General features: G+C 45.7%; 32 protein-coding genes. 12 read left to right on the forward strand and 20 right to left on the reverse strand.

The window, feature by feature from the left end; genetic code table 11:
- Window positions 1–4: 4 nt before the first annotated feature.
- Window positions 5–331: a YbjQ family protein gene (locus tag QUA74_RS04720; protein ID WP_172184303.1), complete on the forward strand. Its 327-nt coding sequence runs from the start codon at window positions 5–7 to the stop codon at window positions 329–331.
- Window positions 332–601: 270 nt separating this feature from the next.
- On the forward strand, window positions 602–1,225 hold the full coding sequence (locus QUA74_RS04725) for a hypothetical protein (protein ID WP_333325500.1): 624 nt from the start codon (window positions 602–604) through the stop codon (window positions 1,223–1,225).
- 158 nt (window positions 1,226–1,383) lie between these two features.
- Here QUA74_RS04725 and metH read toward each other — a convergent pair whose 3' ends face one another.
- Entirely contained in the window at window positions 1,384–4,935 is a 3,552-nt protein-coding gene (metH, locus tag QUA74_RS04730) for a methionine synthase (protein ID WP_333325503.1), read from the reverse strand.
- A 46-nt stretch (window positions 4,936–4,981) separates the two neighbouring features.
- Here metH and QUA74_RS04735 point away from each other — a divergent pair, with 46 nt between their 5' ends.
- The 3 genes from QUA74_RS04735 to QUA74_RS04745 all read left to right on the forward strand — a co-directional run bounded on the left by QUA74_RS04735 (window position 4,982) and on the right by QUA74_RS04745 (window position 6,315).
- A complete protein-coding gene (locus QUA74_RS04735; RefSeq protein WP_333325505.1) occupies window positions 4,982–5,152 on the forward strand; it encodes a hypothetical protein in 171 nt (56 codons plus the stop codon).
- Window positions 5,118–5,351 carry a hypothetical protein gene (locus QUA74_RS04740; protein ID WP_333325508.1) on the forward strand — a complete coding sequence of 78 codons (234 nt, stop codon included), beginning with the start codon at window positions 5,118–5,120 and terminating at the stop codon, window positions 5,349–5,351. The genes QUA74_RS04735 and QUA74_RS04740 overlap by 35 nt, the downstream gene beginning before the upstream one ends.
- 340 nt (window positions 5,352–5,691) lie before the next feature.
- Window positions 5,692–6,315 carry a type I restriction endonuclease gene (locus QUA74_RS04745; protein ID WP_333325510.1) on the forward strand — a complete coding sequence of 208 codons (624 nt, stop codon included), beginning with the start codon at window positions 5,692–5,694 and terminating at the stop codon, window positions 6,313–6,315.
- Window positions 6,316–6,477: 162 nt separating this feature from the next.
- Here the strand turns inward: QUA74_RS04745 and QUA74_RS04750 are convergent, their stop codons facing one another.
- From QUA74_RS04750 to ispE, 4 genes are all read right to left on the reverse strand, one after another.
- The gene (locus QUA74_RS04750; protein ID WP_333325513.1) at window positions 6,478–7,236 is read right to left on the reverse strand and encodes a hypothetical protein; all 759 of its coding nucleotides are present in this window, start codon (window positions 7,234–7,236) and stop codon (window positions 6,478–6,480) included.
- Window positions 7,237–7,515: 279 nt separating this feature from the next.
- Entirely contained in the window at window positions 7,516–8,145 is a 630-nt protein-coding gene (locus QUA74_RS04755; protein WP_333325516.1) for a DUF488 domain-containing protein, read from the reverse strand.
- Between the two features lie 75 nt (window positions 8,146–8,220).
- Entirely contained in the window at window positions 8,221–8,574 is a 354-nt protein-coding gene (locus tag QUA74_RS04760) for a DUF3082 domain-containing protein (protein ID WP_333325519.1), read from the reverse strand.
- Window positions 8,575–8,757: 183 nt separating this feature from the next.
- The gene (ispE, locus tag QUA74_RS04765; protein WP_333325521.1) at window positions 8,758–9,735 is read right to left on the reverse strand and encodes a 4-(cytidine 5'-diphospho)-2-C-methyl-D-erythritol kinase; all 978 of its coding nucleotides are present in this window, start codon (window positions 9,733–9,735) and stop codon (window positions 8,758–8,760) included.
- 90 nt (window positions 9,736–9,825) lie between these two features.
- Between ispE and QUA74_RS04770 the strand changes: the two genes are divergently transcribed.
- Window positions 9,826–11,352 carry an ATP-binding protein gene (locus QUA74_RS04770; protein WP_333325524.1) on the forward strand — a complete coding sequence of 509 codons (1,527 nt, stop codon included), beginning with the start codon at window positions 9,826–9,828 and terminating at the stop codon, window positions 11,350–11,352.
- 126 nt (window positions 11,353–11,478) lie between these two features.
- Here QUA74_RS04770 and rsmA read toward each other — a convergent pair whose 3' ends face one another.
- Window positions 11,479–12,300 carry a 16S rRNA (adenine(1518)-N(6)/adenine(1519)-N(6))-dimethyltransferase RsmA gene (rsmA, locus tag QUA74_RS04775; protein WP_333325526.1) on the reverse strand — a complete coding sequence of 274 codons (822 nt, stop codon included), beginning with the start codon at window positions 12,298–12,300 and terminating at the stop codon, window positions 11,479–11,481.
- 378 nt (window positions 12,301–12,678) lie between these two features.
- Here rsmA and galK point away from each other — a divergent pair, with 378 nt between their 5' ends.
- Entirely contained in the window at window positions 12,679–13,758 is a 1,080-nt protein-coding gene (galK, locus tag QUA74_RS04780) for a galactokinase (RefSeq protein ID WP_333325528.1), read from the forward strand.
- Here the strand turns inward: galK and QUA74_RS04785 are convergent.
- The 4 genes from QUA74_RS04785 to QUA74_RS04800 all read right to left on the reverse strand — a co-directional run bounded on the left by QUA74_RS04785 (window position 13,748) and on the right by QUA74_RS04800 (window position 15,694).
- Window positions 13,748–14,122 carry a signal peptidase I gene (locus tag QUA74_RS04785; protein ID WP_333325531.1) on the reverse strand — a complete coding sequence of 125 codons (375 nt, stop codon included), beginning with the start codon at window positions 14,120–14,122 and terminating at the stop codon, window positions 13,748–13,750. The genes galK and QUA74_RS04785 overlap by 11 nt on opposite strands.
- Before the next feature lie 373 nt (window positions 14,123–14,495).
- Window positions 14,496–15,188 (reverse strand): SRPBCC family protein, encoded by a 693-nt coding sequence (locus QUA74_RS04790; RefSeq protein WP_333325534.1) that lies wholly within the window; start codon window positions 15,186–15,188, stop codon window positions 14,496–14,498.
- An 18-nt stretch (window positions 15,189–15,206) separates the two neighbouring features.
- Window positions 15,207–15,458 (reverse strand): hypothetical protein, encoded by a 252-nt coding sequence (locus QUA74_RS04795; RefSeq protein ID WP_333325536.1) that lies wholly within the window; start codon window positions 15,456–15,458, stop codon window positions 15,207–15,209.
- Window positions 15,455–15,694 (reverse strand): hypothetical protein, encoded by a 240-nt coding sequence (locus tag QUA74_RS04800; protein ID WP_333325539.1) that lies wholly within the window; start codon window positions 15,692–15,694, stop codon window positions 15,455–15,457. The genes QUA74_RS04795 and QUA74_RS04800 overlap by 4 nt, the downstream gene beginning before the upstream one ends.
- Before the next feature lie 255 nt (window positions 15,695–15,949).
- Between QUA74_RS04800 and QUA74_RS04805 the strand changes: the two genes are divergently transcribed.
- The 3 genes from QUA74_RS04805 (at window position 15,950) to QUA74_RS04815 (ending at window position 16,962) form a co-directional block, all read left to right on the forward strand.
- On the forward strand, window positions 15,950–16,375 hold the full coding sequence (locus QUA74_RS04805; RefSeq protein ID WP_333325541.1) for a hypothetical protein: 426 nt from the start codon (window positions 15,950–15,952) through the stop codon (window positions 16,373–16,375).
- Between the two features lie 102 nt (window positions 16,376–16,477).
- Window positions 16,478–16,627: a hypothetical protein gene (locus QUA74_RS04810; protein ID WP_333325544.1), complete on the forward strand. Its 150-nt coding sequence runs from the start codon at window positions 16,478–16,480 to the stop codon at window positions 16,625–16,627.
- Window positions 16,628–16,818: 191 nt separating this feature from the next.
- Window positions 16,819–16,962, forward strand: coding sequence for an element excision factor XisI family protein (locus QUA74_RS04815; RefSeq protein WP_445302123.1), 144 nt, complete (start codon window positions 16,819–16,821; stop codon window positions 16,960–16,962).
- Window positions 16,963–17,083: 121 nt separating this feature from the next.
- Here QUA74_RS04815 and QUA74_RS04820 read toward each other — a convergent pair whose 3' ends face one another.
- The 10 genes from QUA74_RS04820 to QUA74_RS04865 all read right to left on the reverse strand — a co-directional run bounded on the left by QUA74_RS04820 (window position 17,084) and on the right by QUA74_RS04865 (window position 23,337).
- Window positions 17,084–18,520 carry a phosphatase PAP2 family protein gene (locus QUA74_RS04820; protein ID WP_333325547.1) on the reverse strand — a complete coding sequence of 479 codons (1,437 nt, stop codon included), beginning with the start codon at window positions 18,518–18,520 and terminating at the stop codon, window positions 17,084–17,086.
- Window positions 18,521–19,336: 816 nt separating this feature from the next.
- A complete protein-coding gene (locus QUA74_RS04825) occupies window positions 19,337–19,771 on the reverse strand; it encodes an HNH endonuclease (RefSeq protein ID WP_333325550.1) in 435 nt (144 codons plus the stop codon).
- Window positions 19,764–20,177, reverse strand: coding sequence for a hypothetical protein (locus QUA74_RS04830; RefSeq protein ID WP_333245659.1), 414 nt, complete (start codon window positions 20,175–20,177; stop codon window positions 19,764–19,766). The genes QUA74_RS04825 and QUA74_RS04830 overlap by 8 nt, the downstream gene beginning before the upstream one ends.
- Before the next feature lie 87 nt (window positions 20,178–20,264).
- Window positions 20,265–20,471 (reverse strand): hypothetical protein, encoded by a 207-nt coding sequence (locus QUA74_RS04835; protein ID WP_333325553.1) that lies wholly within the window; start codon window positions 20,469–20,471, stop codon window positions 20,265–20,267.
- Window positions 20,472–20,625: 154 nt separating this feature from the next.
- Window positions 20,626–21,504: a hypothetical protein gene (locus tag QUA74_RS04840; RefSeq protein ID WP_333325556.1), complete on the reverse strand. Its 879-nt coding sequence runs from the start codon at window positions 21,502–21,504 to the stop codon at window positions 20,626–20,628.
- A gap of 423 nt (window positions 21,505–21,927) precedes the next feature.
- Window positions 21,928–22,095, reverse strand: coding sequence for a hypothetical protein (locus QUA74_RS04845; protein ID WP_333325558.1), 168 nt, complete (start codon window positions 22,093–22,095; stop codon window positions 21,928–21,930).
- Window positions 22,092–22,328: a DUF433 domain-containing protein gene (locus QUA74_RS04850; protein ID WP_333325559.1), complete on the reverse strand. Its 237-nt coding sequence runs from the start codon at window positions 22,326–22,328 to the stop codon at window positions 22,092–22,094. Before QUA74_RS04850 ends, QUA74_RS04845 begins: the two co-directional genes overlap by 4 nt.
- Window positions 22,329–22,451: 123 nt before the next feature.
- A complete protein-coding gene (locus QUA74_RS04855) occupies window positions 22,452–22,691 on the reverse strand; it encodes a DUF4926 domain-containing protein (protein ID WP_015174269.1) in 240 nt (79 codons plus the stop codon).
- 10 nt (window positions 22,692–22,701) lie between these two features.
- Window positions 22,702–23,037 (reverse strand): DUF6883 domain-containing protein, encoded by a 336-nt coding sequence (locus tag QUA74_RS04860; RefSeq protein WP_015174268.1) that lies wholly within the window; start codon window positions 23,035–23,037, stop codon window positions 22,702–22,704.
- Between the two features lie 54 nt (window positions 23,038–23,091).
- On the reverse strand, window positions 23,092–23,337 hold the full coding sequence (locus QUA74_RS04865) for a DUF433 domain-containing protein (RefSeq protein ID WP_333325567.1): 246 nt from the start codon (window positions 23,335–23,337) through the stop codon (window positions 23,092–23,094).
- 64 nt (window positions 23,338–23,401) lie between these two features.
- On the opposite strand from QUA74_RS04865, the gene QUA74_RS04870 reads away from it, so the two are divergent.
- Window positions 23,402–23,704 (forward strand): DUF433 domain-containing protein, encoded by a 303-nt coding sequence (locus QUA74_RS04870; protein WP_333325569.1) that lies wholly within the window; start codon window positions 23,402–23,404, stop codon window positions 23,702–23,704.
- Window positions 23,701–24,054, forward strand: coding sequence for a DUF5615 family PIN-like protein (locus tag QUA74_RS04875; RefSeq protein ID WP_333325571.1), 354 nt, complete (start codon window positions 23,701–23,703; stop codon window positions 24,052–24,054). The genes QUA74_RS04870 and QUA74_RS04875 overlap by 4 nt, the downstream gene beginning before the upstream one ends.
- Window positions 24,055–24,112: the final 58 nt, after the last annotated feature.

Genomic DNA, 24,112 nt, shown 5'->3' on the forward strand with positions numbered 1-24,112 from the left:
ACTGATGATTGTAACAACAACTGATATCATCCAAGGAGCAGAAATTCAATCTTACCTGGGGATTGTAACTGCTGAGGTTGTCTACGGCACCAACGCCCTGCGAGATTTCTTCGCGGGCATTCGCGACATCATCGGCGGGCGCACCGGCAGTTACGAGGAAGTGTTTCTCAAGGGACAGCGAGATGCCCTGGCGGAACTGGAAAAACGGGCCCAGCGCCTGGGCGCCAATGCGGTAATCGGGGTGGAAGTTGACACCGGCACGATTAATGTAGACTCGAGCGGGGCTTTGCTGCTGATTACTGCCGTTGGAACGGCTGTAAGATTGCGTTAAGCTGTATTTTCTGTATACGTGCGCATTTCCTGTATACATCCGGGAACTTTTCCAACGGGATAAAATAGTTATCAGTCATCAGTCATCAGTCATCAGTCATTAGCTAATAGCGGGTGGCTGGGGGCGGATGACTTTTTCGTTTCTTTCTTCAGACATAGATACTGGTTATTTCCCCAGGCAGATATAGTTTTTATCAATCTCAGCCACAATAAATGCTTAAGGTGAAAGATTGTTAAAAATTAAAGCAACTCTCAGAGGAAAAAAAAACCTATGTCATACGTAAATAGACCTGTAGATAACGTTGGTACCGAACCCGTGGTCGTAAATTCAGTGATGGAATACCATGATCGAGTACGTTGGGGCCCGATTTTTTCTGGTTTGGTAATTGCGATCGGCACACAACTGGTCTTAAGTGCATTGGGCGCTGCGATCGGCTTGAGCAACATTGCTAATTCAGGAGCTCCGCGCAGTATTTCAGGGGACGTGGGTACCGGCGTCGGAATTTGGTCAATTATTAGTTTGTTAATTAGCTTGGGCGTTGGTGGTTGGGTAACTGCTCGCGCTTGCGGCCCGATGAACCGCAACACAGCGCTTTTAAATGGAGCAATTTTGTGGGCAACTACCTTAACAATTGGCTCTTGGCTGTTAGCAAATGGCGTGGCCGGTACTTTTGGCGTCATAGCTGCGAATGCGGGAGAAGCAATTAATCAAGCGCAGCAGGGCGGGGTGGATTTGCCGAACCGAGCACCTAACGTATCTGCTCAGGATACTCGCAATATTGCTGGTAATGCTGCGAAAGCTGGTTGGTCATTTTTGTTCGGCTCGCTATTGGGTTTAGTTGCTGCGATGGTAGGAGCATCTGCCGGGGCGCGCACTCACCGGCATCACTCGTAAAAGTTTCGTCAGAAACGGAAAGTTCATCTTCATTAGGGCACTTTTTTTAAGGTGCTTTTTTGTTGGTTTAATTTGGTTTCTCGTTCCCAGGTTCTACCGGGGAACGAGTATAATAACGAGAAAAACGAGAGAAAGAAGTGCGAGGCGCACCCTATAAATTAAGCGCTGAAGTATTTGGCTGCTGGGTGATAGGTGATAATTGCGGTTGTTGATTGTTCCGGATACAGTTGTTCGCTTTCATCCATGTAGAGGTTGATACGATCGCACTTTAACAATTCCAGTTGCTTGTACTGATCCGCCATATTCGGACAAGCAGGATAGCCGAAACTGTACCGCGAACCGCGATATCTTTGCGCTAGCATATCGCGAATGTTGTCCGGTTCTTCGCTACCAAATCCCAATTCGCGACGAATTCGCGCGTGAGTCCATTCTGCTATTGCTTCCGCTGTCTGTACCGCTAACCCGTGAAAGTAGAGATAGTCGGTATATTGATTGTTAGCAAATAGCTTTTGCGCGTACTCTGTAGCAATTTCTCCCACTGTCGCTACTTGCATCGGAAATACATCGATTTTACCCGATTCTTTAGGCGCAAAGAAGTCGGCAATGCACAGCCGTCGCGCCGATTTTTGGCGGGGAAATGTCAATGTTGCAGCGGGTGTCGATACATCTTGCCCGCCATCCATGATTTCGGGCTGATACACATACAAAGAATTGCCTTCAGCTTGACAGGGAAAATACCCGTAAATGGCTTGGGGATGCAACAGCTTCTCAGTGATTATTTTGTGTTTCCATTCCTCCAATTTCGGATAAACTGTCTCAGCTAAGAAAGCGTCGTATTCTTCCCGCGATTGGTCTTTTGGCTTGCGGAACTGCCACTGACCGGCAACTAAGGCTTGCAAATCTAAGTGCCAGAAAATCTCTTCAAAGGGGATGTCTTCTCCCTGCAAGAGTTTCGTTCCCCAGAAAGGAGGATTCGGGCGATCGATATCTGCTGCAACTGCTTCGGATCGCCTGGTATCTATCACCACAGGAGTGTCTGCTTTCTTCGCATCTTCTACAGAAGTTTCTGCCGAAGTTTTAGCTTCTTTAACCGCCCCATTATCATGCCCTATTTCATCTAAAAATCCTTGCAAATCTTCCCATTTACCCGCCGATTTTGCTGGCATGAGTTTGTCCATAAAGTGCAAGTCGGAAAACGCATCTTTGCCATAAACGACTTTACCTTTGTAGGTATTTTGACAGTCTTCATGTACAAACTTGGGAGTCAAAGCTGCGCCGCCCAAAATTACCGGAACGGTAATTCCTTTCTGGTTAAAGACTTCCAGATTTTCTTTCATGAACGCGGTGGATTTTACCAACAAGCCACTCATGGCAATACAGTCGGCTTTGTGCTTTTCGTAGGCTTCGATGATATTGTCAACCGACTGTTTAATACCCAAGTTAATCACTCGGTAGCCGTTGTTTGATAGGATAATATCAACTAAGTTTTTGCCGATGTCGTGAACGTCGCCTTTGACAGTAGCGATGATGAATGTTCCTTTGGCGTTGTCGCCGGATTCGGACTTTTCCATGTACGGTTCTAAATAGGCAACTGCCGCTTTCATTGTTTCTGCTGACTGCAATACAAATGGCAGTTGCATTTGTCCAGAACCGAACAATTCTCCGACTACTTTCATCCCGTCTAATAGGAAAGTATTGATAATGTGGAGGGGCGGATAGGTTTCTAATGCTTTGGCGAGTTGGATGTCGATCCCAATGCGTTCGCCGTCGATGATGTGCTGCTTAAGACGTTCTTCTACCGGGAGGCTTGCGTCTTCTGTACGATCGCGCTTGGTAGTTTTGCCCGCAAACACCGTTGTCAGGTCGCCCAAGGGGTCGTAAACGCAAATATCGCCGTCAAACTCGCGTTCGTCGTAAATGAGTTTACGGCAGATTTCTTGGTGTTTGGGGTCGATTTTGGCCAGGGGCAAAATCTTATTAGCGCTGACAATTGCCGAGTCCATCCCCGCTTGCATTGCTTCGTGCAAAAACATGGAATTCAAAACTTGCCGCGCCGCCGGATTCAAACCGAAGGAAATGTTAGAAACTCCTAAAATTACGTGACATCCAGGCAATTCTTGGCGGATGCGACGGATGGATTCGATGGTAGCTTTGCCGTTTTTTCTGTCTTCTTCAATCCCGGTAGAAATTGGCAATGCTAGGGTGTCAAAGAAGATTTCCTCGGCGGGAATTCCGTAGGCGACGGCGGCGTTATAGGCGCGTTGGGCGATCGCAAATTTTTGGTCAGCAGTTCTGGCCATCCCGTCTTCGTCAATTGTCCCGATAACTATGCCCGCGCCGTATTTTTTCGCCAACTCCAAAACTTGATAAAAACGCGGTTCTCCGTCTTCGTAGTTAGTGGAATTCAACAAGCATTTGCCGCCCGCAACTTTTAAGCCGGCTTCCATCTTTTCCCATTCTGTGGAATCCAGCATTAAAGGGAGAGTGGCATTAGTCACAACGCGGGAAACTAATTCTTTCATGTCGCGCACGCCGTCGCGGCCGACATAATCAACGTTGACATCGAGAATGTGCGCGCCTTCTCGCACTTGTTCCCTGGCCATTGCTACTAAACCGTCCCAGTCTTCGGCGTTTAGCAAATCGCGGCATTTTTTGGAACCGCTGGCGTTGAGTCTTTCGCCGACAATTAAGAAGGAATTCTCTTGTTCGTAGGGTTGGGCGCTATAAATTGAGGCGGCGGATGGTTCCCAAGTAATTTCGCGGATTTTGGGTTTAAGAGTTTTGCCAATTTCTGATAGTTCGCGGATGTGATCGTAGCGGGTGCCGCAGCAGCCACCGATGACTTGCACGCCTAAGTCTTCGACAAAGCGCATCAAGGCCATTTTTAATTCTATTGGCGTGAGTTTGTAGTGCGCGTGACCGCCGATGTTTTCGGGTAAACCGGCGTTGGGAACGCAGGAAACGACGAAGGGCGAATGTTCGGAAAGGTATTTGACGTGTTCGGCCATGCGATCGGGCCCGGTGGCGCAGTTGAGGCCTAAAATGTCGATCGGGTACGGCTGCAAAATGGCTAGGGCGGCGCTAATGTCGGAACCGACTAACATTGTGCCGGTGGCTTCCATTGTGACTGATACCATTAACGGAATGCGCGCACCTTTTTTCTTAAATACTTCTTCAATGGCATTTAATGCTGATTTAATTTGCAGCACATCTTGACAAGTTTCGACAATAAATAAGTCAACGCCGCCGTCATAAAGTCCTTCTGCTTGTTCGGCAAAAGCGGCGGTGAGTGTGTCAAAATCGATGTGCCCTAATGTTGGCAATTTGGTGCCTGGCCCGATCGATCCTGCGACAAATCTAGGTTTTTCTGGCGTGGAAAATTCGGCGGCGATACCCTTGGCGAGTTCGGCGGCAGTTTTGTTGAGATAATATGCTTTGTCTGCCAAATCGTACTCGGCGAGAACGATGGAAGCCGCGCCAAAGGTGTCTGTTTCGATGACATCGGCCCCTGCTTCGAGGAATCCCCGGTGCACGTTGGCGACGGCTTCGGGTTTGGTGTGGACGAGATATTCGTTGCAGCCTTCGTATTCTTTGCCGCCGAAGTCTTCTGCGGTGAGGTTTTGGACTTGCAGGTTGGTTCCCATCGCGCCGTCGAAGACGATGATGGGGCGTGAGGGGTGGTGAAGTCGATCGAGGAATCTGCTATTCATAAGCGGTCAAAAAAACGCCGGTGCTATATATTTACAATTTTATCTATTGTGCAATATTGTCAACAATTATGTGACTGTTGGGGAACGACTAATTACTGAAGGATTTAATACTGCTGACAATAGTTCGATCGTACCTGTAATTTTACCGATCGCCCCGGATAATTGTCAAAATTCTGTTGTGGGTGAGGCTGCGGGGGGAAAAACGGGCGAGTTGTGAGGTATTTTTTCGCTTAACTGTTGAGGACTTTGGCGAAAATGCGATCGAAATAATTAAACGAGTGATGTTAAAGGGCGATCGAATTCTCTTACAGCAAGACGGGGAAGATATCGCCGCGATAATTTTGGAAGCAGAGTTTCACAAGCTAGATTATCTGATGGCAGAACTCCAACCGTCACAATTCTTTGCTGACGAATAAAAACATTATGAATATGAAGGAGGAATCTACTGCATTTACCCGGACTAACTTTTAGAAAATTTTGATAATATCTTAGCAGATGTCAATGAATTTGACGAATTATTTGGGTTATTGCTCACCGAAAAAATGGGAGAAAATGTTTATATTTGTATGCCTGTAGCTTTCCTCATGTCGGTAGATAGATTCTAGATACCGCACTACTTGATAAATGAGAAAAATTGGGTCTGATTATGCTAGGCTAATAGTGTTTTACATTGTTGGCTTGCATAAGCAAAAGAGAGGAATCGAAAGATGAACCTGCAAATTTATATAATTAAATAAAAAGCAAGGAGATAAAATCATGGTGGAAACAATTCAAGCCCAAAATGTCAAGAGGCGCGACTTAATAGAAAAGTTTAGATTGCAGCGCACTGACGATGCTCAGTTTTTTCGCGAGTGGCAAGACGATTTACCAGAACTGACAGACTTGGAAAAGCAAACTCTAGATGAAGTCAAGGGTGACTACATTCACTTGTCCGAGTATGAAATCTTAGAACCTGTCGTCAAGTTGGTTGTGCTTGCTCCCCTGCTAAGACTAGCAGGTTTTTATCGCGCTCCCTTTTACTTAAGTGCTGAAAAAGAGGTGATAATTGAATCTGAAGATGAGGGAACAATTGTCAGAGGACGGCTTGATTTACTGGTATTTACCCCAGATTTTTGGGTATTGGTAATTGAGGCAAAGAAGGCACAATACTCGCTAGAAGCCGGAATTCCGCAAGCTTTAGCATATATGCTGGGAAATCCTCATCCTGACAAACCTGCTTTGGGATTTGTCACAAATGGGATTGATTTTATTTTCCTGAAAGTGACAAATCAAGGAACACCTAAGTATGCGGAGTCGTATTCTTTCACGCTGCGGAGCGAGGATGGGTTGTACACTGTCCTGAAGGTGTTAAAGCGCTTTGCTCAATTATTCAGGGAATAGGTCTTTGTATTGCAAACAGTATTTAAGGGCGCTCTTATGGATTAAAAGCGATTCTATAGCAATCCTTGCAGGAGTCTTTGCCCAACCCCAACCCTCCCCGAACCCGCTGGGAGTCCGTAATAAATTCACCAATGATGCGAGGATTGCTATATAACTAAAGCATTAAGATTTCTTTCTCATTTTTCTGCTGGAAGGTCTTTTAGGCAGTCGTTTGATTTCACTTTCGCCTCCTTGAACATCTACTTTTTTGAGATTTTCTTCTACTTGTTCTATAATTTCTAAATCAACAATTTCAACATCGCCCCCGCTGATTTCTTCCTCTTCCTCAATCTCCTCCGAATTCTGTTGATTTGCGAGTAACTGCACCGCTAAGTCAGAAGCTTCAACCGACAACTCTTCGATTTTTTCATTAATTTCAACTTCTCCAATCTCTTGCTCAATTTCCGCCGCCACTAAATCTTCCTCGAAAGCCGGAAAATCATCAATTTCTTGACTAATTTCAGTTTCTCTGATTGGCTTTTCTACTAGCTGCATTGATAACTGCTGCTTTTCCCTTGACAATTCCTCAACCCTAGTCCCAAGCATTCTAATCTGTTCGTTGAGAACGCGAATTTCTCGGTTTTGCTGCTGAATCATTTCTTCGGCATCAGCAAGAGTTCGATTTCTCTCTAATATCACCTCATTTTTAGTTTCTAATTCCAAAGCGCTCATAGCCGCTTTGATTACATTATAAAAATGTGGCTTAGATACATCAACTTGTTTAGCATTATGGCGACTTTTTCCCAAAAGTCCAATCTTTTGTCCTTGCTTAACAGCCAAAACAAAACCTTGATGATTTTTTATTTTTAATTCTTTGACAAAATTAACTTGAACTAAACTGCAAATATATTTGTGACAGTCAAAATAAAATTCTGCTTTCATCAAAAAGCACCCCTTCCTGCTACAGTCCCGCAGAATTATAGCATGAACAGAGTTAAAACTCGAACAAAATTTATAAAAATAGGGTGGGCGCGGAGGGCTGTACCCTAATTTATAAATGTATGCGATGTCAAGAGTTGTTCAGGACTTATGCGAAAAATCGTTGGACGCGCTACTTCTAGCAGTAATGGGCGCATTGTACCCTAAAAAATTAGGTGTTGTGGGCAGGAATTTAAATATTTTGGGTTAGCAAAATTCGCCATCAGAGGCATATTTGATAAATTAATTAATTGTTTTTTTTCTGACATAAGCGATTTCCAATCCGTGACGATAATAAGCTGTTTTTAAATCTACTATTTCCTGTTTAACTTGAGGCTCTAATTCAAACAAGCTTAGCTGAATTGGCTCATTATTTTTTTTAACTTTGTTAAACTTGCTCAAAAGTCTTTCTTCTAAATGCTGGTGTGATTCTAAATAGCCATCTGAAAGAATGTGATTAATTTGTAAATTAAACTCTCTGACTTTGTGGCAAACTAAAATAGTGCGGTGACAAGTAATCGGGTCTTTTTCCGCACACATTAAACAGATTTTATAATTGGCTGCGCCTTTTAGCAACCGCTGAATTCCTGCGGAAAATAGAGGAGTTGCTGCTATGCGATCGTACAACGCTTTACCGCTAGTATCGTAACAGCTTAAATCCTCCGGCCTCGCGCCCAACTCTTGGCCTAAAAAAACATATTGAATGCCGACATTTGACAGAGAAGCTGTAATTTCGGATTTATTAAAATGAGGTAAATAGCGGCTAAAAGGATGCGATCGCACGTCCGCAACCGCCGTAATCCCGTGTTGTTGCAGCAGCAAAACAAACGCTTCAATACTCAGATTGGAGTGTCCGATCGTAAATAATTCCATTGCTTCGATCTTACTATGCAGTCTTTGCCTTGCGGAGGAGAGTTTGTGTAGCCCCATTGTTTCAACCTGTAGACTTCAACCTGTGGGTTTTTTCACGAACTTTTGAATCAAAAGTTGCAAAGCCAGCAGCATCAAACCCAAAGACGCAAAAGCAAAAACACCCGCACCCAAAGCCACAATTCCCATGACTAAAGTTCGCACAGCCCCCGCAATATTAATCGCCGTTACATTGTCAGAATGAATGGGCTTATTAGCAAAAGTTTGGACGATCGACAAAGTTAGCGCGTACAAAGCCGCCGCAAACCCGCCCGCGATCAGGGAACCAATCACGCACCGCAAAATCGTCGGCTGCGTCGAAGATGCAGAGGTTGCCTCTCCAGCCGAACTCAGAGGTTTAGAAGTAGAATTTGGATTAGTTAAATCAGTCATGGCGATTTTAGATTTTAGATTTTAGATTTTAGATTTCTGGTTAATTTACCAAAACTAAAATCGGTCTTGCATGACATATTATCAGTTCTTCGATCTCAATAGACTCTGCGAAAAGTTAGATTCATCTTGACCCTCGCCTGTTAGACAGGTTTTACGGCCGATCGCGATCGCACCATCTTCGAGTTACACCCTCGGAATCGGCGCTTTTACATCATTTTCCTCCGAAAAAATCCGAATCCCAGTATTGCTAAACTGTGCTACCCAAAAATCCAAATCGGGAGAAGCGATCGCACTCTTAACCCGTTCCAAAACCTGCTGAGCCTGCTCTGGAGACTCCGCCAGCGCAAACACCGTCGGCCCGGAACCCGACATCATCGTGCCCAAAACCCCCGCCGACTCAAAAGCCTCCCGCAACTGCAACACCTGCGGGTAAACGGGCAAAGCAACTTTTTCTAAATCGTTGTGCAGCAATTGACCAATTTTCGATCGATCTTTTTGGGCGATCGCCCCCACCATCGGGCCCGAATGCAGCCGTTGCCGGCGGCACTCCAAATCTGCCGCTGCACAATAGGAACTACTGAACTGCTGGCGATAAGTTTGATACGCCCATGCCGTAGAAATACTGAGATTGCGGTACTTCGCCAACACCACAGAAAAGCCACCCAAATCAGGCAGCGGCGACAGTTGATCTCCGCGACCAGTTGCCAAAGCCGTACCTCCAGCAATGCAAAAAGGCACATCCGAACCCAAGGTTCCCCCCAACTCTTGCAACTCCGACTGAGTAAGTCCCAATTGCCACAGCAAATCCATCCCCACTAAAACCGCAGCCGCATTGGCCGAACCGCCAGCAAGCCCCGCCGCCACTGGAATCTGCTTGTGAATGGCAATCTCGACTCCGCCGTATTTCGCCAAAGCATCGGGGAATTGCTTGGCCAACAAATCCGCCGCCCGGTAGGCCAGGTTATTCTTATCAGGAGGGACTTGCGGGTGATCGCAGCGCACGCGAATCGTGTCCGTACCGATCGCGCGCAAGTCAATTCGATCGGCTAAATCTATGCTTTGAAGTACCATCGCCAGTTCGTGGAATCCGTCGGGGCGATCGCCTATGATTTCCAAATACAGATTGATTTTTGCTGAAGCTAACAGAGAATATGAACGCATAGGTGATTAAGCCGCAGGTGAAAGAAACCCCTGGTTGCAATTAATTGACACCAGTCCGAGTCCATTTTCTCACAACTCAAAGGAAATATTATGCAGGAAATGTGGAAAACTTTTTTTAGTTCCGGGCCATTTATTCCTCACGGCCACTGCTATCTCTGGCATACCCCGTTAGTCTGGCTTCACCTTGCCTCAGATTCTATCATTGCACTCGCCTATTTTTCCATCCCGATTACATTGGTTTATTTTATTTCCAAACGCGAAGATTTGCCCTTTAATTGGATCTTTGCGATGTTTGGAGGCTTTATCGTCGCCTGCGGGATCACTCACATATTTGAAGTCTGGACGCTGTGGCATCCTATATATTGGCTTTCAGGAACAATGAAAGCAATTACTGCCATTATGTCATTTGCTACAGCCATACTTTTGGTAGACTTAATCCCTCAAGCCATAGCCCTTCCCAGTCCCGCACAGTTAGAATCCGCCAACCGACTCCTAGAAGCTGAAATTGTCGATCGCCAATTAGCCGAAGCTGCACTAAAAAAAGCTAAAGAAGAATTAGAAATTCGAGTTGAGGAACGCACCGCAGAGTTAAAGTCTCAAACTCAACATTTAGAAGTGGCAAACCGACTCCTAGCATCGGAAATTGTCGATCGCCAATTAGCCGAAGCTGCACTAAAAAAAGCTAAAGAAGAATTAGAAATCCGAGTTGAAGAACGCACCGCAGAGTTAAAGTCTCAAACTCAACAACTCGAACAAGCCTTGTCTGAATTGAAGCAGGCTCAATCAAAGCTAATTCATAGCGAAAAAATGTCATCTTTGGGGCAATTGGTCGCTGGGGTGGCTCATGAAATCAACAATCCGATTAACTTTATTTACGCGAATGTTACTCACGCTCGCGAGTATGCCGATAGTTTGCTAGAATTGGTGAATATCTATCAAGAGCAGTATCCGAATCCCCTACCCACACTTAAAGAAAAACTCCAGTCGGTAGATTTAGATTTTATTATCTATGACCTACCAAAAATATTAATTTCTATGAAAAACGGGGCCGAGCGCATTCTCGGTATTGTCAAGTCGCTGCGAGTTTTTTCGCGCCATGACGAAGCAGAAATGAAAGTAGCCGACATTCATGAAGGAATTGACAGCACACTGATGATTTTGCAAAGCAGATTGAATGCTAAGCCGGGTTTGGAGAAAATTCAAGTTATCAAAGAATATGGCAATTTACCCAGAATAAAGTGCTACCCCGGACAGCTAAATCAAGTGTTTATGAATATCCTGGCTAATGCTATTGATGCTTTAGAAGAGGACAGCCACAGCGAGTCGATTGCAGCCAATGAAGCTGATCGCCACCTCATCAAAATTTCTACTCAAATTTTAGAGAGTGAAGTCGTAGAAATCAGAATTAGCAACAACGGGCCAGAAATAACAGAATCGGCGAGGAACCAGTTATTTAATCCATTTTTTACCACTAAACCAGTAGGTAAAGGCACGGGATTGGGTTTATCGATTGGCTATCAAATTATCACAATAAGACATAAAGGCGAATTGCACTGTATTTCTGCACCGGGGAAAGGTGCAGAATTTATTATAAAAATTCCGATGAGCCTGCAATAAACCTTTAAGAATCCCCATAAAACCTAAATGCAACTGTTAGTAGTCACCGCGAAAAGTCCTGACTTAAAAAAACACCCATATCTCGGAATTATTTAATAATTTGGGTATCTAACACAATCCTGAACTTCAAACCTCGCACATAATATTATTACTCAAATTGACCCATTGAGCCACGCTTAAATCTTCAGCGCGAGATTGAGGATTTATCTGTAACTCTTCTAGCACTTGAACGAGTTTATCTAAATCCACAGCCCCTTTCAAATTATTTCGCAGCATCTTGCGCTTGCTACCAAATCCCAACTTAACTAAATTCTCCAAATAGCGCGGATTAACCGCCGCAGTTTCTATCTGTCTGGGAAGCAGCCGCACCACGGCAGAATCGACTTTTGGCGGCGGAAAAAAGTCTTTAGACGGTACATCGCAAATTAACTCGCATTCTGCTAAATACTGCACCCGCACTGACAGCGCGCCAAAAGCTGTCGAACCCGGTTTAGCGTAAAGCCTTTGGGCCACTTCTTTCTGCACTAACAGCACGATCGCATCGAAGGGTTTAGCCGCAGGAACAGAGATTGTTCCCAGCAGTTTTTGCAGAATCGGGCCGGTAATATTATAAGGGATATTGGCAACAACTTTATTGGGATTTTGGAATTTGGGAAAAGCCGTTAATTCAGCTTCTAAGTCCATTTCCAGGATGTCGCCTTGCAGCAATAAAAAATTGTCGGTTTTGCCCAGTTGTTTGGCTAGCTTGAGACACAAATCTCGATCGATCTCCACAGCAACAACAGACTCAGCCGCAGGCAGCAAACGCCGAGTCAAAATCCCCGTACCCGGCCCAATTTCCAGGACGCGATCGCGATCCAAAGAAGCTGCTTTCACAATCTTATCTAAGGCTTTCTCGCTTTTGAGCCAATGTTGAGCAAACTGTTTTCGGGGTCGGGTCGATCGCATTTTTTGAATTTTTGGAGAAATCTTAGCCTGTCATTCTATCACAGCTCAATATCTTTTACCAACCTACGGTGATGTTTATTTTTGTTAACAGGGGTTGAATTAACCAAAAAACTTGGGCACTATAATAAGGACAAACGATAAAAAATAAATTTATTTCTTCCCAATTACCAACAGCACAACACCTAAGTCACGGAGACAGGGATAGCAGTTTTTCCAAATAACCAATAACAAATATAGCAATTTTTGCAGGAGTCGTAAATTTTTTACCCCACCCCAACCCTCCCCTTGATAAGGGGAGGGAGTAAGAAATTTACAAATGATTTAGGATTGCTATAACCAATAACAAATAACCAACAACCAATTACCAATTCCCCAAAAATGAAATTCCAACGAGTATTTGGTACATTACCCAAAACCACAGCCAGCGCCCCCGGTCGAGTAAACCTGCTGGGCGAACACACAGACTACAACGATGGATTTGTACTTCCAACGGCGATTCCACAGCGCACAACAGTACAAATCGGCTTCAGCAGTGACGATCGACACCATGTTTATTCAGCAGAATATGACGAACTCATAAATTTTTCAGACGACGATACCATACCGCAAAAATTCGTCAGTTATATCTGTGGCTGCCTGAGACTTGTAGAAAAAGAAGGATACAAAATACCACCAATAAATCTCTACATTACCTCGACTGTGCCGATCGGAGCCGGTTTGTCCAGCAGCGCCGCTTTAGAAATAGCCACCCTCCGAGGACTGCGCGCGCTGCTGAACCTCCCCCTAGACGACGTGCGCCTAGCTCAAATCGGACAGCAAGTCGAAATCCGATATGCCGGCTTGAACTGTGGCATCATGGATCAAATGGCGTCGAGTTTAGCAGACACCAACACCATGCTATTAATCGACACCCGCAGCCTCGAATGCCGCCCGATACCTTTCCCCGCAAACACAGAAATTTTAATAATTGACAGTGGCGAAAGCCACCAACTCGCAGCAGGAAGCGGCTACAACCAGCGACGCGCCGAGTGTGAGGAATCCGCGCGGATATTGGGAGTTAAAGCTCTCAGGGATATCGCCGACCCCCAAGCTGTAGAAGTATTGCCGGAACCCCTCAGAAAGCGAGCGCGGCACGTCGTTACCGAAAACAACCGCGTACTCGAAGCGGTAAAATCTTTGCCAGCAAAACGTTTTGGCGAGTTAATGAATGCTTCCCATGCCAGTCAGCGCGACGACTACGAAGTTTCGGTGCCGGCAGTAGACACGCTGGCGGCCATCTTGCAGTCAATTCCCGGAGTCTTCGGCGCAAGGCTGACGGGCGGAGGTTTTGGCGGTGCTTGCGTAGCGCTGGTGGAGAGTGGGAAAGCGGGTGTTATCGCATCCGAGGCGATCGATCGCTACCAGCGCGCAGGTTATAGCGGCCGCGTTTTGGTTCCCGAAATTACAGTTAATTCTTAACGCCAGAACTATCTCCCGACAGCGAAGGCCACCGCACAGTCACGATTACCGAATCCTCCTCGGCCGACCAATAATGAGGCACTCCCGGCAGCCAGAGAGCATAATCTCCTTCGCGAGACAGCAAGATTTCTTGTTCGGGAAATTGCAGGCGAAACCGCCCTTTTACCAGGATAGAAAGCGTCGTGGCTGCCGCATTTACCGCCCACTGAGTCCTGCAATCTCCGGCGGGGTGAGTGCCCCATTTTACCTCTAAAACAGAAGTCGATCGCGCGTCGTCTTCAGGAGTAATAAAGTGACCCGCAAACCAACCGCCCCGACTTGCACCTTCAGCGCCCGCATTTCCGAAAACCACTTGAGATGACATCAGCTAATCAGGTAAACAACAAATAGCTTGAGAGCACAAACTCTACGTTTTGTACTCAAGGACATCCTGCTCGATCGCTCGTGTCGTAGGGACACTCCAAAAGTCCATAGGTGTCAACTTAACGTACAACCGATAGTCCGACAGGGGTTGAAACCCCTGCCTCAAAGCTAAAGTCGTCTGAAGACGACTAATGAGTTTTTCAGTCCTCTTTGAGAGGACTTTAGCTATGAGACAGGGAATTCATTCCCTGGCGGACTAACGGGTGGGCGGGAGGACTGGTGGACAAAAAGCTTAAGTAGAACACCTATGGGCTTGGCCTAAGTCCCTACACTCGCCGTGTCCCTACAAGGGCTTACCACCAAAAGTGCTCTACTTACTTGCGGCCCGAAGTTTGACCTTCCGTAGTCGCTATTTCCCCAGTTTCCATCAACTGCTTAAAGCGACGTAAATCATTGGCAATTTGCTGTTCGGGAGCTTCGCCAAATAGTTTAGCAGCGCCAGCACCAATTGCACCGCCCGGAGGGTTGTATTCGATGACAACTTTTACCTCTGTACCGCGTCCCGCTGGTCCCGGTTGAAAGCGCACAAAGCCCGAATTGTCAACATCAGCTCCTTCCACAGACGCCCAAGCAATTAAGCGATTTTCTTCTTCGCGGACAATCTCTGCATCCCATTCCACACTGTTACCCATCGGCGCGCTGGCAATCCAGTGAGAACGTTTTTCATCGATGACCGTAACGTGTTTGAGATGCTTCATAAACCGAGGCAAATTTTCAAAATTTCGCCATAAACGGTACAATTCATCAGCCGGTTTGTCGATCGTCACCGTCTTTTCAACTTTAATGCTTTGATTCGGATCTGCTGCCGACTGCAAACCCTCCACAACCCCCAGCCCGCGCGCCGCTAAACCGCCGCCCGCAACCGCCAGCAAAGTACCTCGCAAAGAACGCTGCGACAAACCAAAAAGCACCAGCGCCCCGCCACCTATTAAAGATGCCCAGCGTTCGGTATCGCCGCTGCTACTTTGGTTTTGTTTGTCGGAATTTGTCATTGAACTAGATTCCATTGGTTTAAACCTGGTAAATTAATAGCGAAAAATAGCAGCTAAAGGTGCCTCCTCCGGCACTTGTTCCGGCGGCATCGCGTAAACAGTTCCGCCGTTGAGAATAGTTTGAATTGCTGCCGCATTCAACAAATCTTCGTCGCCCAATTCTGCATCTGGGTGGATTTGCACCGAGTTCGTATCGGGATTAAAACTACCCCAACGTTGAACGCCAAGAGCAACAAATAGTCGATCGACCCGTCCAAAATAAGCAGCCGAAACAGCTTTTTTCAAATCAGCCGAAATTTTATCGCTGCTTCTGCTCGGACAGGCTCTAGGAATTCCGCAGCTTCTTTTTTGTCAAATCCGTACTCTACTATTTTGTCTTCAGCCTCTCTAATTAAATTTTTGAACCGAATCGGATTTTGTTGAATTTGTGTTCCTTGAGCGACTGGCATATAAATTGATACGCACAATCCCGGAGATTGTTGTACCAGTGCTTTGAGTTCCTCTGCTGATATTAAGTTCACCGCTGAAACTCTTTTTCTAATAAGGGGTTGTGTAATGAAAACAACCGATTCTTTAAAATGTATCTCTCCTGACGCGACTCCTGCGTCTGCCTAAAGTAATGATCGGCTGCTGTAGAGCCTTTGCTCCCACAACTAAAACGGGGTTTGCAATGGCTGTTCCAATCGAACTGCTTATCACCTAAGATAGACGGCGCTAACTCGGCCGCTACTTTACCCTAATTTAGTTTAGTCGGGTTCCACTACTCGTTATATCTGATGAAAACAAAACTGTTTCTGGGGTGGCTGTGGGCAACATTTATTGCCTACACCTTGCTGCTAGCTCCTCTCGATCGGCCCGGAACGCTAACAGTTATTGAAAAAATGCTCAAGTTGCAGCTAGAAGGAATTAACCCCTACCTTGTCACCATATTCGCTCTCATGGGAGTGTGGCCGAGGGTCTACGCTTGCTTCCTATTCATTGATGAGAAAACCCAAAATATATCTGCTTGGCCTGCTTTCGTCGCTTCCAACGACGCCGGCATCATCGGCTTAATTCCCTACTTACTTCTCCGCCAGCCCCAGCCACAATTTTCCGGCCGCAAAGATATGTCGATCAAAATATCAGACTCCCGCTGGACAGACATTGTACTTTTACTAACTACTATCTGGCTGTTAGCTTGGGCTTTGTTAAATGGAGATTAGGGAGATTATGTCAGGCAGTGGCAATCAATTCCTTTTGTGCATTTAATAAATTTGGATTGTTGCTTGATGGCTGTAATATTTCCCTCACTTTTGGGAGACGACATGGCACGCCGTGGGCTCTCGGACGATCGCATTTTTTGGGCAGTGTCTATAGTTCCGCTGTTAGGGCCGCTAGTTTATCTTTGTCTGCGCCCCCCTCTGCCAGAATCTCCAACACAAATCGCCACTTTCCCACTGACAGCCAGAAATTGAAACATTGAAAAGTTTGCAAGTGTTCAAGATGTGATGATATAGGAGTAAAGTTTATTTCCTTCTCGTCTCCTCATGCCTGCCTTTCCAACCTGTGCCTCTTCCCGAACCGTCAAAAATGGTCGCATCCACAACGGTAAACAGCGATTTAGCGGAGTTTTGCTCGGTACGAGTTGCGGCAGTTGCGGGAGGGTTTGAGCAAGAGTATTCGGAATTTGGAGCGGAATGCGGAGGCTTATACGGGTGAACTCGTCGCCTCTGGCGTACCTAAAGACCACATTGTTCTTGCTTTCCATCCACCCGAAGTCCGACAGCCTACTGGATATGCGATCGCATAGCTTCTCCTCTTGACCAAGATTTTAGACAATCGCTGGCGATCGCCATTTACTCAGAAAACGGGTAAAGGGGCAAGCTTTGTTATATAAAGCTTAACCCCTCTAAGTCGCGCCAGGGATAGGATTAATAGGGCAAAGAGTTTGAATTCCGAGGACCGACATTCGATAGATTTAACCCGCTATCATAGATGTCGTCAGCAATCTGAAGTCCAAGCGGAATACCACCAATATTCTGAGACAGGTCGGGATTGCCTGTAGCATTTGCAGCAAAAGCATCAAATACCCAATGCACCCCTAAAAAGACACGACTGATGCCATTTTCGATAATCATTTGCCACAGCCCACCGGGGAAACTGCGAACGTGTTTGGGTCGCACAGTTCCCTGATTGTCTCGGTTAATGCCATTGAACTCATCAGAGACAAAGGTAATCCCATTAAACAAGGTGTCATTGCTGCGGCTAGTTACGCCATAAAACCGTCGGGTAATATGCAGCGCGGCTGCACCGAACGTGGCGTGTCCAGAAGGATAGGCTGGAAAAGGTGGCGTACCGTTTTTACCCGTGGAATTCGTATTCGGTGCCCCTAGTGGTAACCACGCGGGGTCAGCATTTCGAGAAAGGACGTTATTACCAGTAGCGGCTGGACCTAAGGAGGGATCGTTTTCCCGAACGCCGACGACAGGTCGCCATAAATCGTGAATGTATTTCTGATCCCAGGCTAAAACACCAGCATCTCCCATTGCAGCATTCACCAACGCAAAAAGACGAGCATTTTGATCGACAGTATTATTCTGAGCGATCGCCACCGCACGGACAATCTGGTTGTACAACCGAGGGGGTGTCCCTAACTCAACAGCGCCATCATAGCCCCAGTAGATGCCGATGAGTGTTTCATTTGCAGTTCGAGGAGAAATACCTGTAGGCAAAGTTCCCATCAATTCAGGTGCAATCCCTTTCCCGCGCACCTGTCTCAGGGCGTTGATATACTCAGGACTCCCTAGCTGAGGTGGAGCATCTAACTCATGACGCTTAGTGACAGCAAAACCTCTTGATTGTGCGCCATAGAAGGGCGCATGAAAACCTTGATCGCTATTATCTGGATCGGGACGGTGTGCGCCACGAGCCACTGATGCAGCATAGCCATCATCGCTAGCGCTAGGATCATCCTGCCGCTTCTCCAAGATTTTTTGAGCTACCAAAAGACCAAATTCATGACCTTCTTGTAGGCCGTCTCCTTCTAAACCTGCTTGAGTATGTTTCAGATTAAAAAAGGATTTTTGACTGGGATACAAGCTAGACAATGTAGCGTGGGCAGCGGCGGCTACCGCAGCATTGGCTGAGGCATTGGGTTTCGGACTAGGTAAGTTAGGAAGATAAGGAGATAAGTTAACTGGAACGACTGGATTACCCTGTACCCGTGCATAAGCGTCATACATAGCTAAGTGAACGATCGCCAAAGCGCGAGAACTTAGAGTGGGGCCTGGTTGCTCTTTCTTTCCGTTAGTAAAACTAACGCGATTGGCTTCGAGTGCGACTTCATTCCAATACAGAATTGGGTCCATTGTTTCTCCTAGTAATAGTTAAGTATGGCTGCTAACAAACGCCCAAACGGTAATGTGTTGGGCTATAATAAGGGGAATTTTGCTAATTTTAGTGGTCGCTAATTTCAGCTTGAGTTCACCCTTACCTTCAGTTAGTAAATCTAGCTGACGAGTTTTCCTCCGTGCGCTCATTCTCACTAAAGTTTGAGGCAATTGCCTAGTCACTTTTTCTAGTTACCTCAAATGAGTGTCACTCGTTTGAGTGACATCGCAACTTTGCCCAAAATTTGCAGATTTTGCTGAACTAATACGGCAACCAGCCAGGGAAAATAAGTAATAATTTGGAGGGAAACATTTTCCTAGGGTGTGTAGAATTCGCTGCCGATCGAGTGATCGCCACTTGCATTGTATAGGATAGATATAGAGGGAGCCTAAATAAAAAAGAAGAAGCTGGGCAATTGCGGCGGTCAGAACCTGGTTTTTGGGCGATCGTTTTTGACTCAAACAGGTCGGAGATTATCCAATGGCAAGCGCAAATCATACTCGTCATCCCCGTTGAGAAATTCCTCGAAGGAAAGGGTTTTTTGGGCGATCGCAACCATTGATATTAACCTTTTGCGTAGGTTGGCTCTCTGTTGTCTGTTTCTAGCTTAAGGTGAGGTAGAGAGATAGATCGCTGCTCTTGTAGGGTGCGTTAACGAGGTATACCGTAAACTTTGACACCTCTTCTCGGTTTTACTGCCCGCGTCCTGGTTTGCAATCTACGAAACCTAATGCTTCTGTGTCGAGAAAACTGGCGATCGCCATTTAGATCACCGCTGCGATCGGATATTCAAATTACGAATCATTGTGAGGTGGATGTAGAGCGATAGAATGCAGGACTCCTCGAAGATTGACTACTCCTTCTCGGTTGAGTTGCAGCCGATCGATGGTAGCGCGTCCAGTCGGTGTTAAACCCAACATTTGAGTCGAATCGGTGCTCCCAGTAAAGTGTTCGCTCCAGTTATCCTGTCGAGGATGATAAAGTGGGACGGAGCCACCTGTAACGGGGTCGATCGCCTCACTATGACTGTATTTGAAATTGTTACACCCTTGACAAGCGATCGCCAGATTATCCAAATCACTGATGCCACCTTTGGAGCGAGGGATAATGTGTTCAATGGAGAAGGGATTTGGAGAGAATTTAGCTTGACTGAGACAATACTCGCAGCAACCATTGGCGCGTTGTTTAATGAATTGTCGTTGCTGCTGTGTGAGGCGGGATTCAGGCATAATCAACGATCTCGGGATGAGGATTGATGCCGAGGGTTTGCATGAGCTCCGTCAGAGGTTGGTTGCGGAAGGTTGCGAGTTGAATTAAGGCTTGAATGCGGGCAACATTGAGTTGTTCAAGGCGATCGCTCATTTGGATCAGTTGCTTGTGTTCTTCGGGAGTCAGGGTTTCGGCATGACGCTTGGCGATGAGGGCATGGTATTCTTCCCAGGTTTGTGCACTAAAGCCGATGTTAATTTGTTGCAGCAAGTCGGCTTCAGTAGGTTGGGTGGTTGGAAGTCTAGGCTGGAGGCGTTCTTGCAGGGCGTTGAGGATGTAGCGATCGGGTTCAACGCCCTGTCGAGATGCTTCAGTGCGGATCTGGTGTTCGAGTTCGGGAGAGAGGTTGAGGGTGATGGTGGTCATTGTTATCTTGGCAGCAACATCTATTCATCATTTTAGCGATCGGGCTTTCACCTTATCTCGAACTTCATCGCCTGGGACTTCTCGATTTTACTGCCCGCGTCCTGGTTGGCAATCTACTAAACCTAATGGTTCTGTGTCGAGAAAATTGGCGATCGAAATGGCGATCGTCGCTGCGATCGGATATTCAATTTTCGCAGCACGCGCGATCGGAGCCGCTTTAATTCGTTCTGGCAAGCATCTCAAAATGACTTCGGCATCAGCAGGAGAAAGTTGTTCTTGAAGTTTGGCTTGCATGGCATTCACCTTTGGGTTGGAATTTGATAGATATATTCAAGCCACAACCCAACTCTGATTTAGCGGTATAACGGCAAAATGCAGCGGCGGCAGATACATCAGCAACTCCATAAGCAACTTTCAACCGTCCGCTGCCATGAAGTGTTGGGCTGTGCTATTTACGTCGCTGTGTAGCTTGAACTAGTTTCCATAACATACCACTATCCCCAATTACTAATGAGCGGCAGCTTTCGTAGTCTAGTTTTGTTAAATCATCAATATGTGCTGCTCGATTACGGTAATCTCGCGTCAACAACAAAAGTGTAGTGTACAAACCGTTGATATCAAGAATCCAATTTGCATTTGGATAATCGTGCAGGAGTTTAATGAACTCTTGCATTAGCACACTTGTTGAACGCCGCTTTTCACTATTAATGGTAGTTTGTAGAAAATGAGCAAACGTACCTAACTCTGGTGGCTTTTCCGTCCCATTTCTACAAAACTTGGCAAATTTTCCGATGTCCTTATCTTTAACATCCTCATCAAGCAGGGAAGAACCACGTAGTACAGTCAATGGCATGATTAGCCGTTCCACTACCTCCATTTCAACAGCTTTACAAAGACCGATTGTTGCAGGTGACCAATCGAGGTTTGCAACACTGTCCAGAGACTTTGAAACATGCTCTGCAGTAGCTAAAAAACGAAGAGTAATTGCGGATAAAAATTCCGCTCGTTTCTCGGAAATCCTAAATAAGCGTTGAAATTCACCTTCTTGTTCTGAATTGAATAATGAGAATAAAAGATTACCTAAAGCTTCAGCCTTTTCATCATCATCTCCAGTCCCAGCCTTAATTTCATAAATTGATAATAAATAACCATAGCAACCGTTGCATAAGCGCCGATTCCAGTCTTGACCATATACAGTTATTAACTTTGCTTTTTTTGAGGTTCTACACCGGAAACAGTGAAAGGCTGTTGCTTCCTTAAACCGAAACTGCTGTAAAGGACCACGGGAAAGATATTCTTTCTGAAGCTGTGATGGAATGGGTTTCAAAGAAATTACCTCAAAATAACACCCTGCAAATAACCTTACGGTAAATTAATCTGTGATAACTGCGGATAACCTTGCTGTACTTTTCCCATCGGGATATAAAGCAGCCCAACGGCTTAATTGAGCGGCAAGAAATCTCTCGCTCCCAACTAAAATACTATGATTTTGTCCGCTCCAATGATGTGTTATACACTGAGCGCTTAATAATTATTCATGTCTTGCGATCGCCAATAACTTCTCAGAACTAAACAACGAAGCCAACCTTTTTTGATTGCCTAATCTTTGCTCGAAACAGACAACCTTAACGGGCATATCGGTTCGGTATAAGGATCGAGTTGAACCGCATTCGCTACGCTAAGCGGTTAACCATTGTCGTTGTCATGTCGGTTCCAACGATCTTTTCTGTCGCCGCGTTTCGTAATTTTATCATATACTGTCAAGTTTTATATAACGCGGTCGATAGAACTTATAATTGTATCGCAGTTGCGGTACAATACCCAATACAATAGAAAAATAGCGCCGATCGCTGATGTATTTCACCAAAGGTGGCAGTAATCCACACAGCGATCGATGAGCATTTAACCAAATTGTCATGTGGCTAAAACTGGACGATCGAGTTTGCGAACTGCATACAGAAGCGCAGCTTTGAGATCCTCAAGTTCCAAGTCTGGTAATTCTTCGATAATTTGCTCAAAACTCAAACCCGCAGCTAGCAACTCTAGGATATCGATGACTCGAATCCGCATTCCCCGGATGCAGGGACGATCGCCACATTGTCTTAAATTCACTGTGATTCTGTCAAACAGATAAGCAACGGATGCTGGCATTAGTTAAAATTGTTTAAAATCTTTGTATATAGCTTACTTCCTTTATCGCCCCAAACTCACACCGCGATATAAATCCTCGATCGCCACTTCCAACTCAATACTCTGTAAAGTATTATTCGTAGGTTAGGCGTAGGCAGGAAGTGGCTCATAAACGAGTTCCATGAGTTTCTCTGAGGGAATGGTTTCCATTGCATAGGTATTACCTTGAGCATCCGCAAAATCTACTAGATAAGCACGATCCTCAAAGCTCATGAGAATAGTGCCAACTTGTCCCGGTCGCAGCAAAATTGGCTGAGAGGTTGCTTTATGGATTGCGTGAATTTCTTCGGTCAAGGCAACAACATCATACTCGTGTAATGTCATCACAGTATCCTCACTTATTGACAGGATAGGTATTAGTTAGCCGGGGAAAGTCTTCATCGGTGCGAATCATCCAACATGACAGCACCCAAGAGCTTCCGGTTTCCGTGGTCATGAAAAATTTGATATCATACTGGGTTCCATAGTTGTCTGTTTTGTAAATTTCCGCCTCCTGATTGACCGCAGATTCTAATATAGCGGCTTCTAAAATAGTTTTGTTTTCTAGTGTAATTCCCAATCGATTTCTAAACAGGATGGCTTTATCTTTTCCTTTGGGATGCTGCATATTTAGTGAGTATCGCTCAAGCTTGTCGCCAAGCAGTGCCTTATCTCCGTTGGGTAGTTTCATCTGTCGAAATGGTTAAGTCACTGGGTGGAAAGTTTTCATTTGCTAGAAACCCCATTAACTTGCCTCAGCAAAGAGTAAAGGCGTGTAAAATACGTCTTCTTTGAGGCACTCCGCCGCGAAAGCAAACACAGCTTGTATAGATTCAGCATTAAGCGTTGGGTAGTTTTCTAGAATTTGTTGCTGCGTCCAACCTTCTGAAAATAGCCCTAGAACGAACTCCACTGATATTCGTGTCCCCTTAATTACAGGCTTGCCAAGCAGAATTTTAGGATTTGAGTGAATGTGTGCTTTCCAGTTCATAACCACTGCGCCTCTATGGGTTTTCATCTATTATGAGTATAGTATAGTTAAAATGATAAAATTTATGACCACAGCAGTATCTATTGACATTGGTACGCTCATTACACGCACTCCCGGACTGCATGGTGGATGTCCCCACATCCTCGGTAAAGGCGTTACCGTTCGCCGGATTGTAACCTGGTACAAGCGAGGATTGAATGCTGAAGATATTTGCGATCGCATCGGACATCTCACCCTCGCCGAAGTCTACGCCGCACTCACCTACTATCATGCCAACACCGCAGAAATTGAAACTGATTTGATTAATCAAGCAGCAGAAGCCAAGCGTCTTGAAGCTTTGTACAGCAACTTTGGTAAAGAAGCATGAGTGAGATTAGGCTTTACCTAGATGAAGACTCCCAAGATCAGCCCCTGCTACGGGGATTACGAGCACGTCAAGTTGATGTAACCACCGTCAACGAAACTCAAACAGAAGGATTAATCGACGAAGAACAACTTCGGCTAGCTGCCAGTCAAAACAGAGTTTTGTACAGTCACAATATTGGAGACTTCTGTCAGTTACATACTGAGTTCCTTGGCAGAGAGGAATCTCATGCTGGCATTGCGCTGATCTCACAAGACTATTCCGTCGGCGAGCAAGTTAGAGTCATTATGGAACTAACTGCTAATAAGACAGCAGAGGAAATGGTGAACCAGTTAGGACTGAAAAATAAATAACTTGATGGATTGTCGGGTATAATCAAAAACAGCGCCCTGATTGCTATTTTCTCTAAAA

It is taken from the genome of Microcoleus sp. LAD1_D3, assembly GCF_036702135.1.
Lineage (GTDB): Bacteria > Cyanobacteriota > Cyanobacteriia > Cyanobacteriales > Microcoleaceae > Microcoleus.

What these genes read in the sequence shown, in the direction of transcription:
- QUA74_RS04785 (WP_333325531.1), bottom strand. Translation starts at nt 14,122, where the DNA reads ATGTCATCTCAAGTGGTTTTCGGAAATGCGGGCGCTGAAGGTGCAAGT.
- QUA74_RS04870 (WP_333325569.1), top strand. Translation starts at nt 23,402, where the DNA reads ATGACCACAGCAGTATCTATTGACATTGGTACGCTCATTACACGCACT.
- QUA74_RS04865 (WP_333325567.1), bottom strand. Translation starts at nt 23,337, where the DNA reads ATGAACTGGAAAGCACACATTCACTCAAATCCTAAAATTCTGCTTGGC.
- QUA74_RS04745 (WP_333325510.1), top strand. Translation starts at nt 5,692, where the DNA reads ATGGTGGAAACAATTCAAGCCCAAAATGTCAAGAGGCGCGACTTAATA.
- QUA74_RS04860 (WP_015174268.1), bottom strand. Translation starts at nt 23,037, where the DNA reads ATGAAACTACCCAACGGAGATAAGGCACTGCTTGGCGACAAGCTTGAG.
- QUA74_RS04825 (WP_333325550.1), bottom strand. Translation starts at nt 19,771, where the DNA reads ATGCCTGAATCCCGCCTCACACAGCAGCAACGACAATTCATTAAACAA.
- QUA74_RS04875 (WP_333325571.1), top strand. Translation starts at nt 23,701, where the DNA reads ATGAGTGAGATTAGGCTTTACCTAGATGAAGACTCCCAAGATCAGCCC.
- QUA74_RS04750 (WP_333325513.1), bottom strand. Translation starts at nt 7,236, where the DNA reads ATGAAAGCAGAATTTTATTTTGACTGTCACAAATATATTTGCAGTTTA.
- metH (WP_333325503.1), bottom strand. Translation starts at nt 4,935, where the DNA reads ATGAATAGCAGATTCCTCGATCGACTTCACCACCCCTCACGCCCCATC.
- QUA74_RS04830 (WP_333245659.1), bottom strand. Translation starts at nt 20,177, where the DNA reads ATGACCACCATCACCCTCAACCTCTCTCCCGAACTCGAACACCAGATC.
- QUA74_RS04755 (WP_333325516.1), bottom strand. Translation starts at nt 8,145, where the DNA reads ATGGAATTATTTACGATCGGACACTCCAATCTGAGTATTGAAGCGTTT.
- QUA74_RS04760 (WP_333325519.1), bottom strand. Translation starts at nt 8,574, where the DNA reads ATGACTGATTTAACTAATCCAAATTCTACTTCTAAACCTCTGAGTTCG.
- QUA74_RS04805 (WP_333325541.1), top strand. Translation starts at nt 15,950, where the DNA reads ATGAAAACAAAACTGTTTCTGGGGTGGCTGTGGGCAACATTTATTGCC.
- QUA74_RS04720 (WP_172184303.1), top strand. Translation starts at nt 5, where the DNA reads ATGATTGTAACAACAACTGATATCATCCAAGGAGCAGAAATTCAATCT.
- QUA74_RS04855 (WP_015174269.1), bottom strand. Translation starts at nt 22,691, where the DNA reads ATGACATTACACGAGTATGATGTTGTTGCCTTGACCGAAGAAATTCAC.
- QUA74_RS04845 (WP_333325558.1), bottom strand. Translation starts at nt 22,095, where the DNA reads ATGACAATTTGGTTAAATGCTCATCGATCGCTGTGTGGATTACTGCCA.
- QUA74_RS04790 (WP_333325534.1), bottom strand. Translation starts at nt 15,188, where the DNA reads ATGGAATCTAGTTCAATGACAAATTCCGACAAACAAAACCAAAGTAGC.
- rsmA (WP_333325526.1), bottom strand. Translation starts at nt 12,300, where the DNA reads ATGCGATCGACCCGACCCCGAAAACAGTTTGCTCAACATTGGCTCAAA.
- QUA74_RS04725 (WP_333325500.1), top strand. Translation starts at nt 602, where the DNA reads ATGTCATACGTAAATAGACCTGTAGATAACGTTGGTACCGAACCCGTG.
- QUA74_RS04820 (WP_333325547.1), bottom strand. Translation starts at nt 18,520, where the DNA reads ATGGACCCAATTCTGTATTGGAATGAAGTCGCACTCGAAGCCAATCGC.
- QUA74_RS04835 (WP_333325553.1), bottom strand. Translation starts at nt 20,471, where the DNA reads ATGCAAGCCAAACTTCAAGAACAACTTTCTCCTGCTGATGCCGAAGTC.
- QUA74_RS04810 (WP_333325544.1), top strand. Translation starts at nt 16,478, where the DNA reads ATGGCACGCCGTGGGCTCTCGGACGATCGCATTTTTTGGGCAGTGTCT.
- galK (WP_333325528.1), top strand. Translation starts at nt 12,679, where the DNA reads ATGAAATTCCAACGAGTATTTGGTACATTACCCAAAACCACAGCCAGC.
- ispE (WP_333325521.1), bottom strand. Translation starts at nt 9,735, where the DNA reads ATGCGTTCATATTCTCTGTTAGCTTCAGCAAAAATCAATCTGTATTTG.
- QUA74_RS04770 (WP_333325524.1), top strand. Translation starts at nt 9,826, where the DNA reads ATGCAGGAAATGTGGAAAACTTTTTTTAGTTCCGGGCCATTTATTCCT.
- QUA74_RS04850 (WP_333325559.1), bottom strand. Translation starts at nt 22,328, where the DNA reads ATGCCAGCATCCGTTGCTTATCTGTTTGACAGAATCACAGTGAATTTA.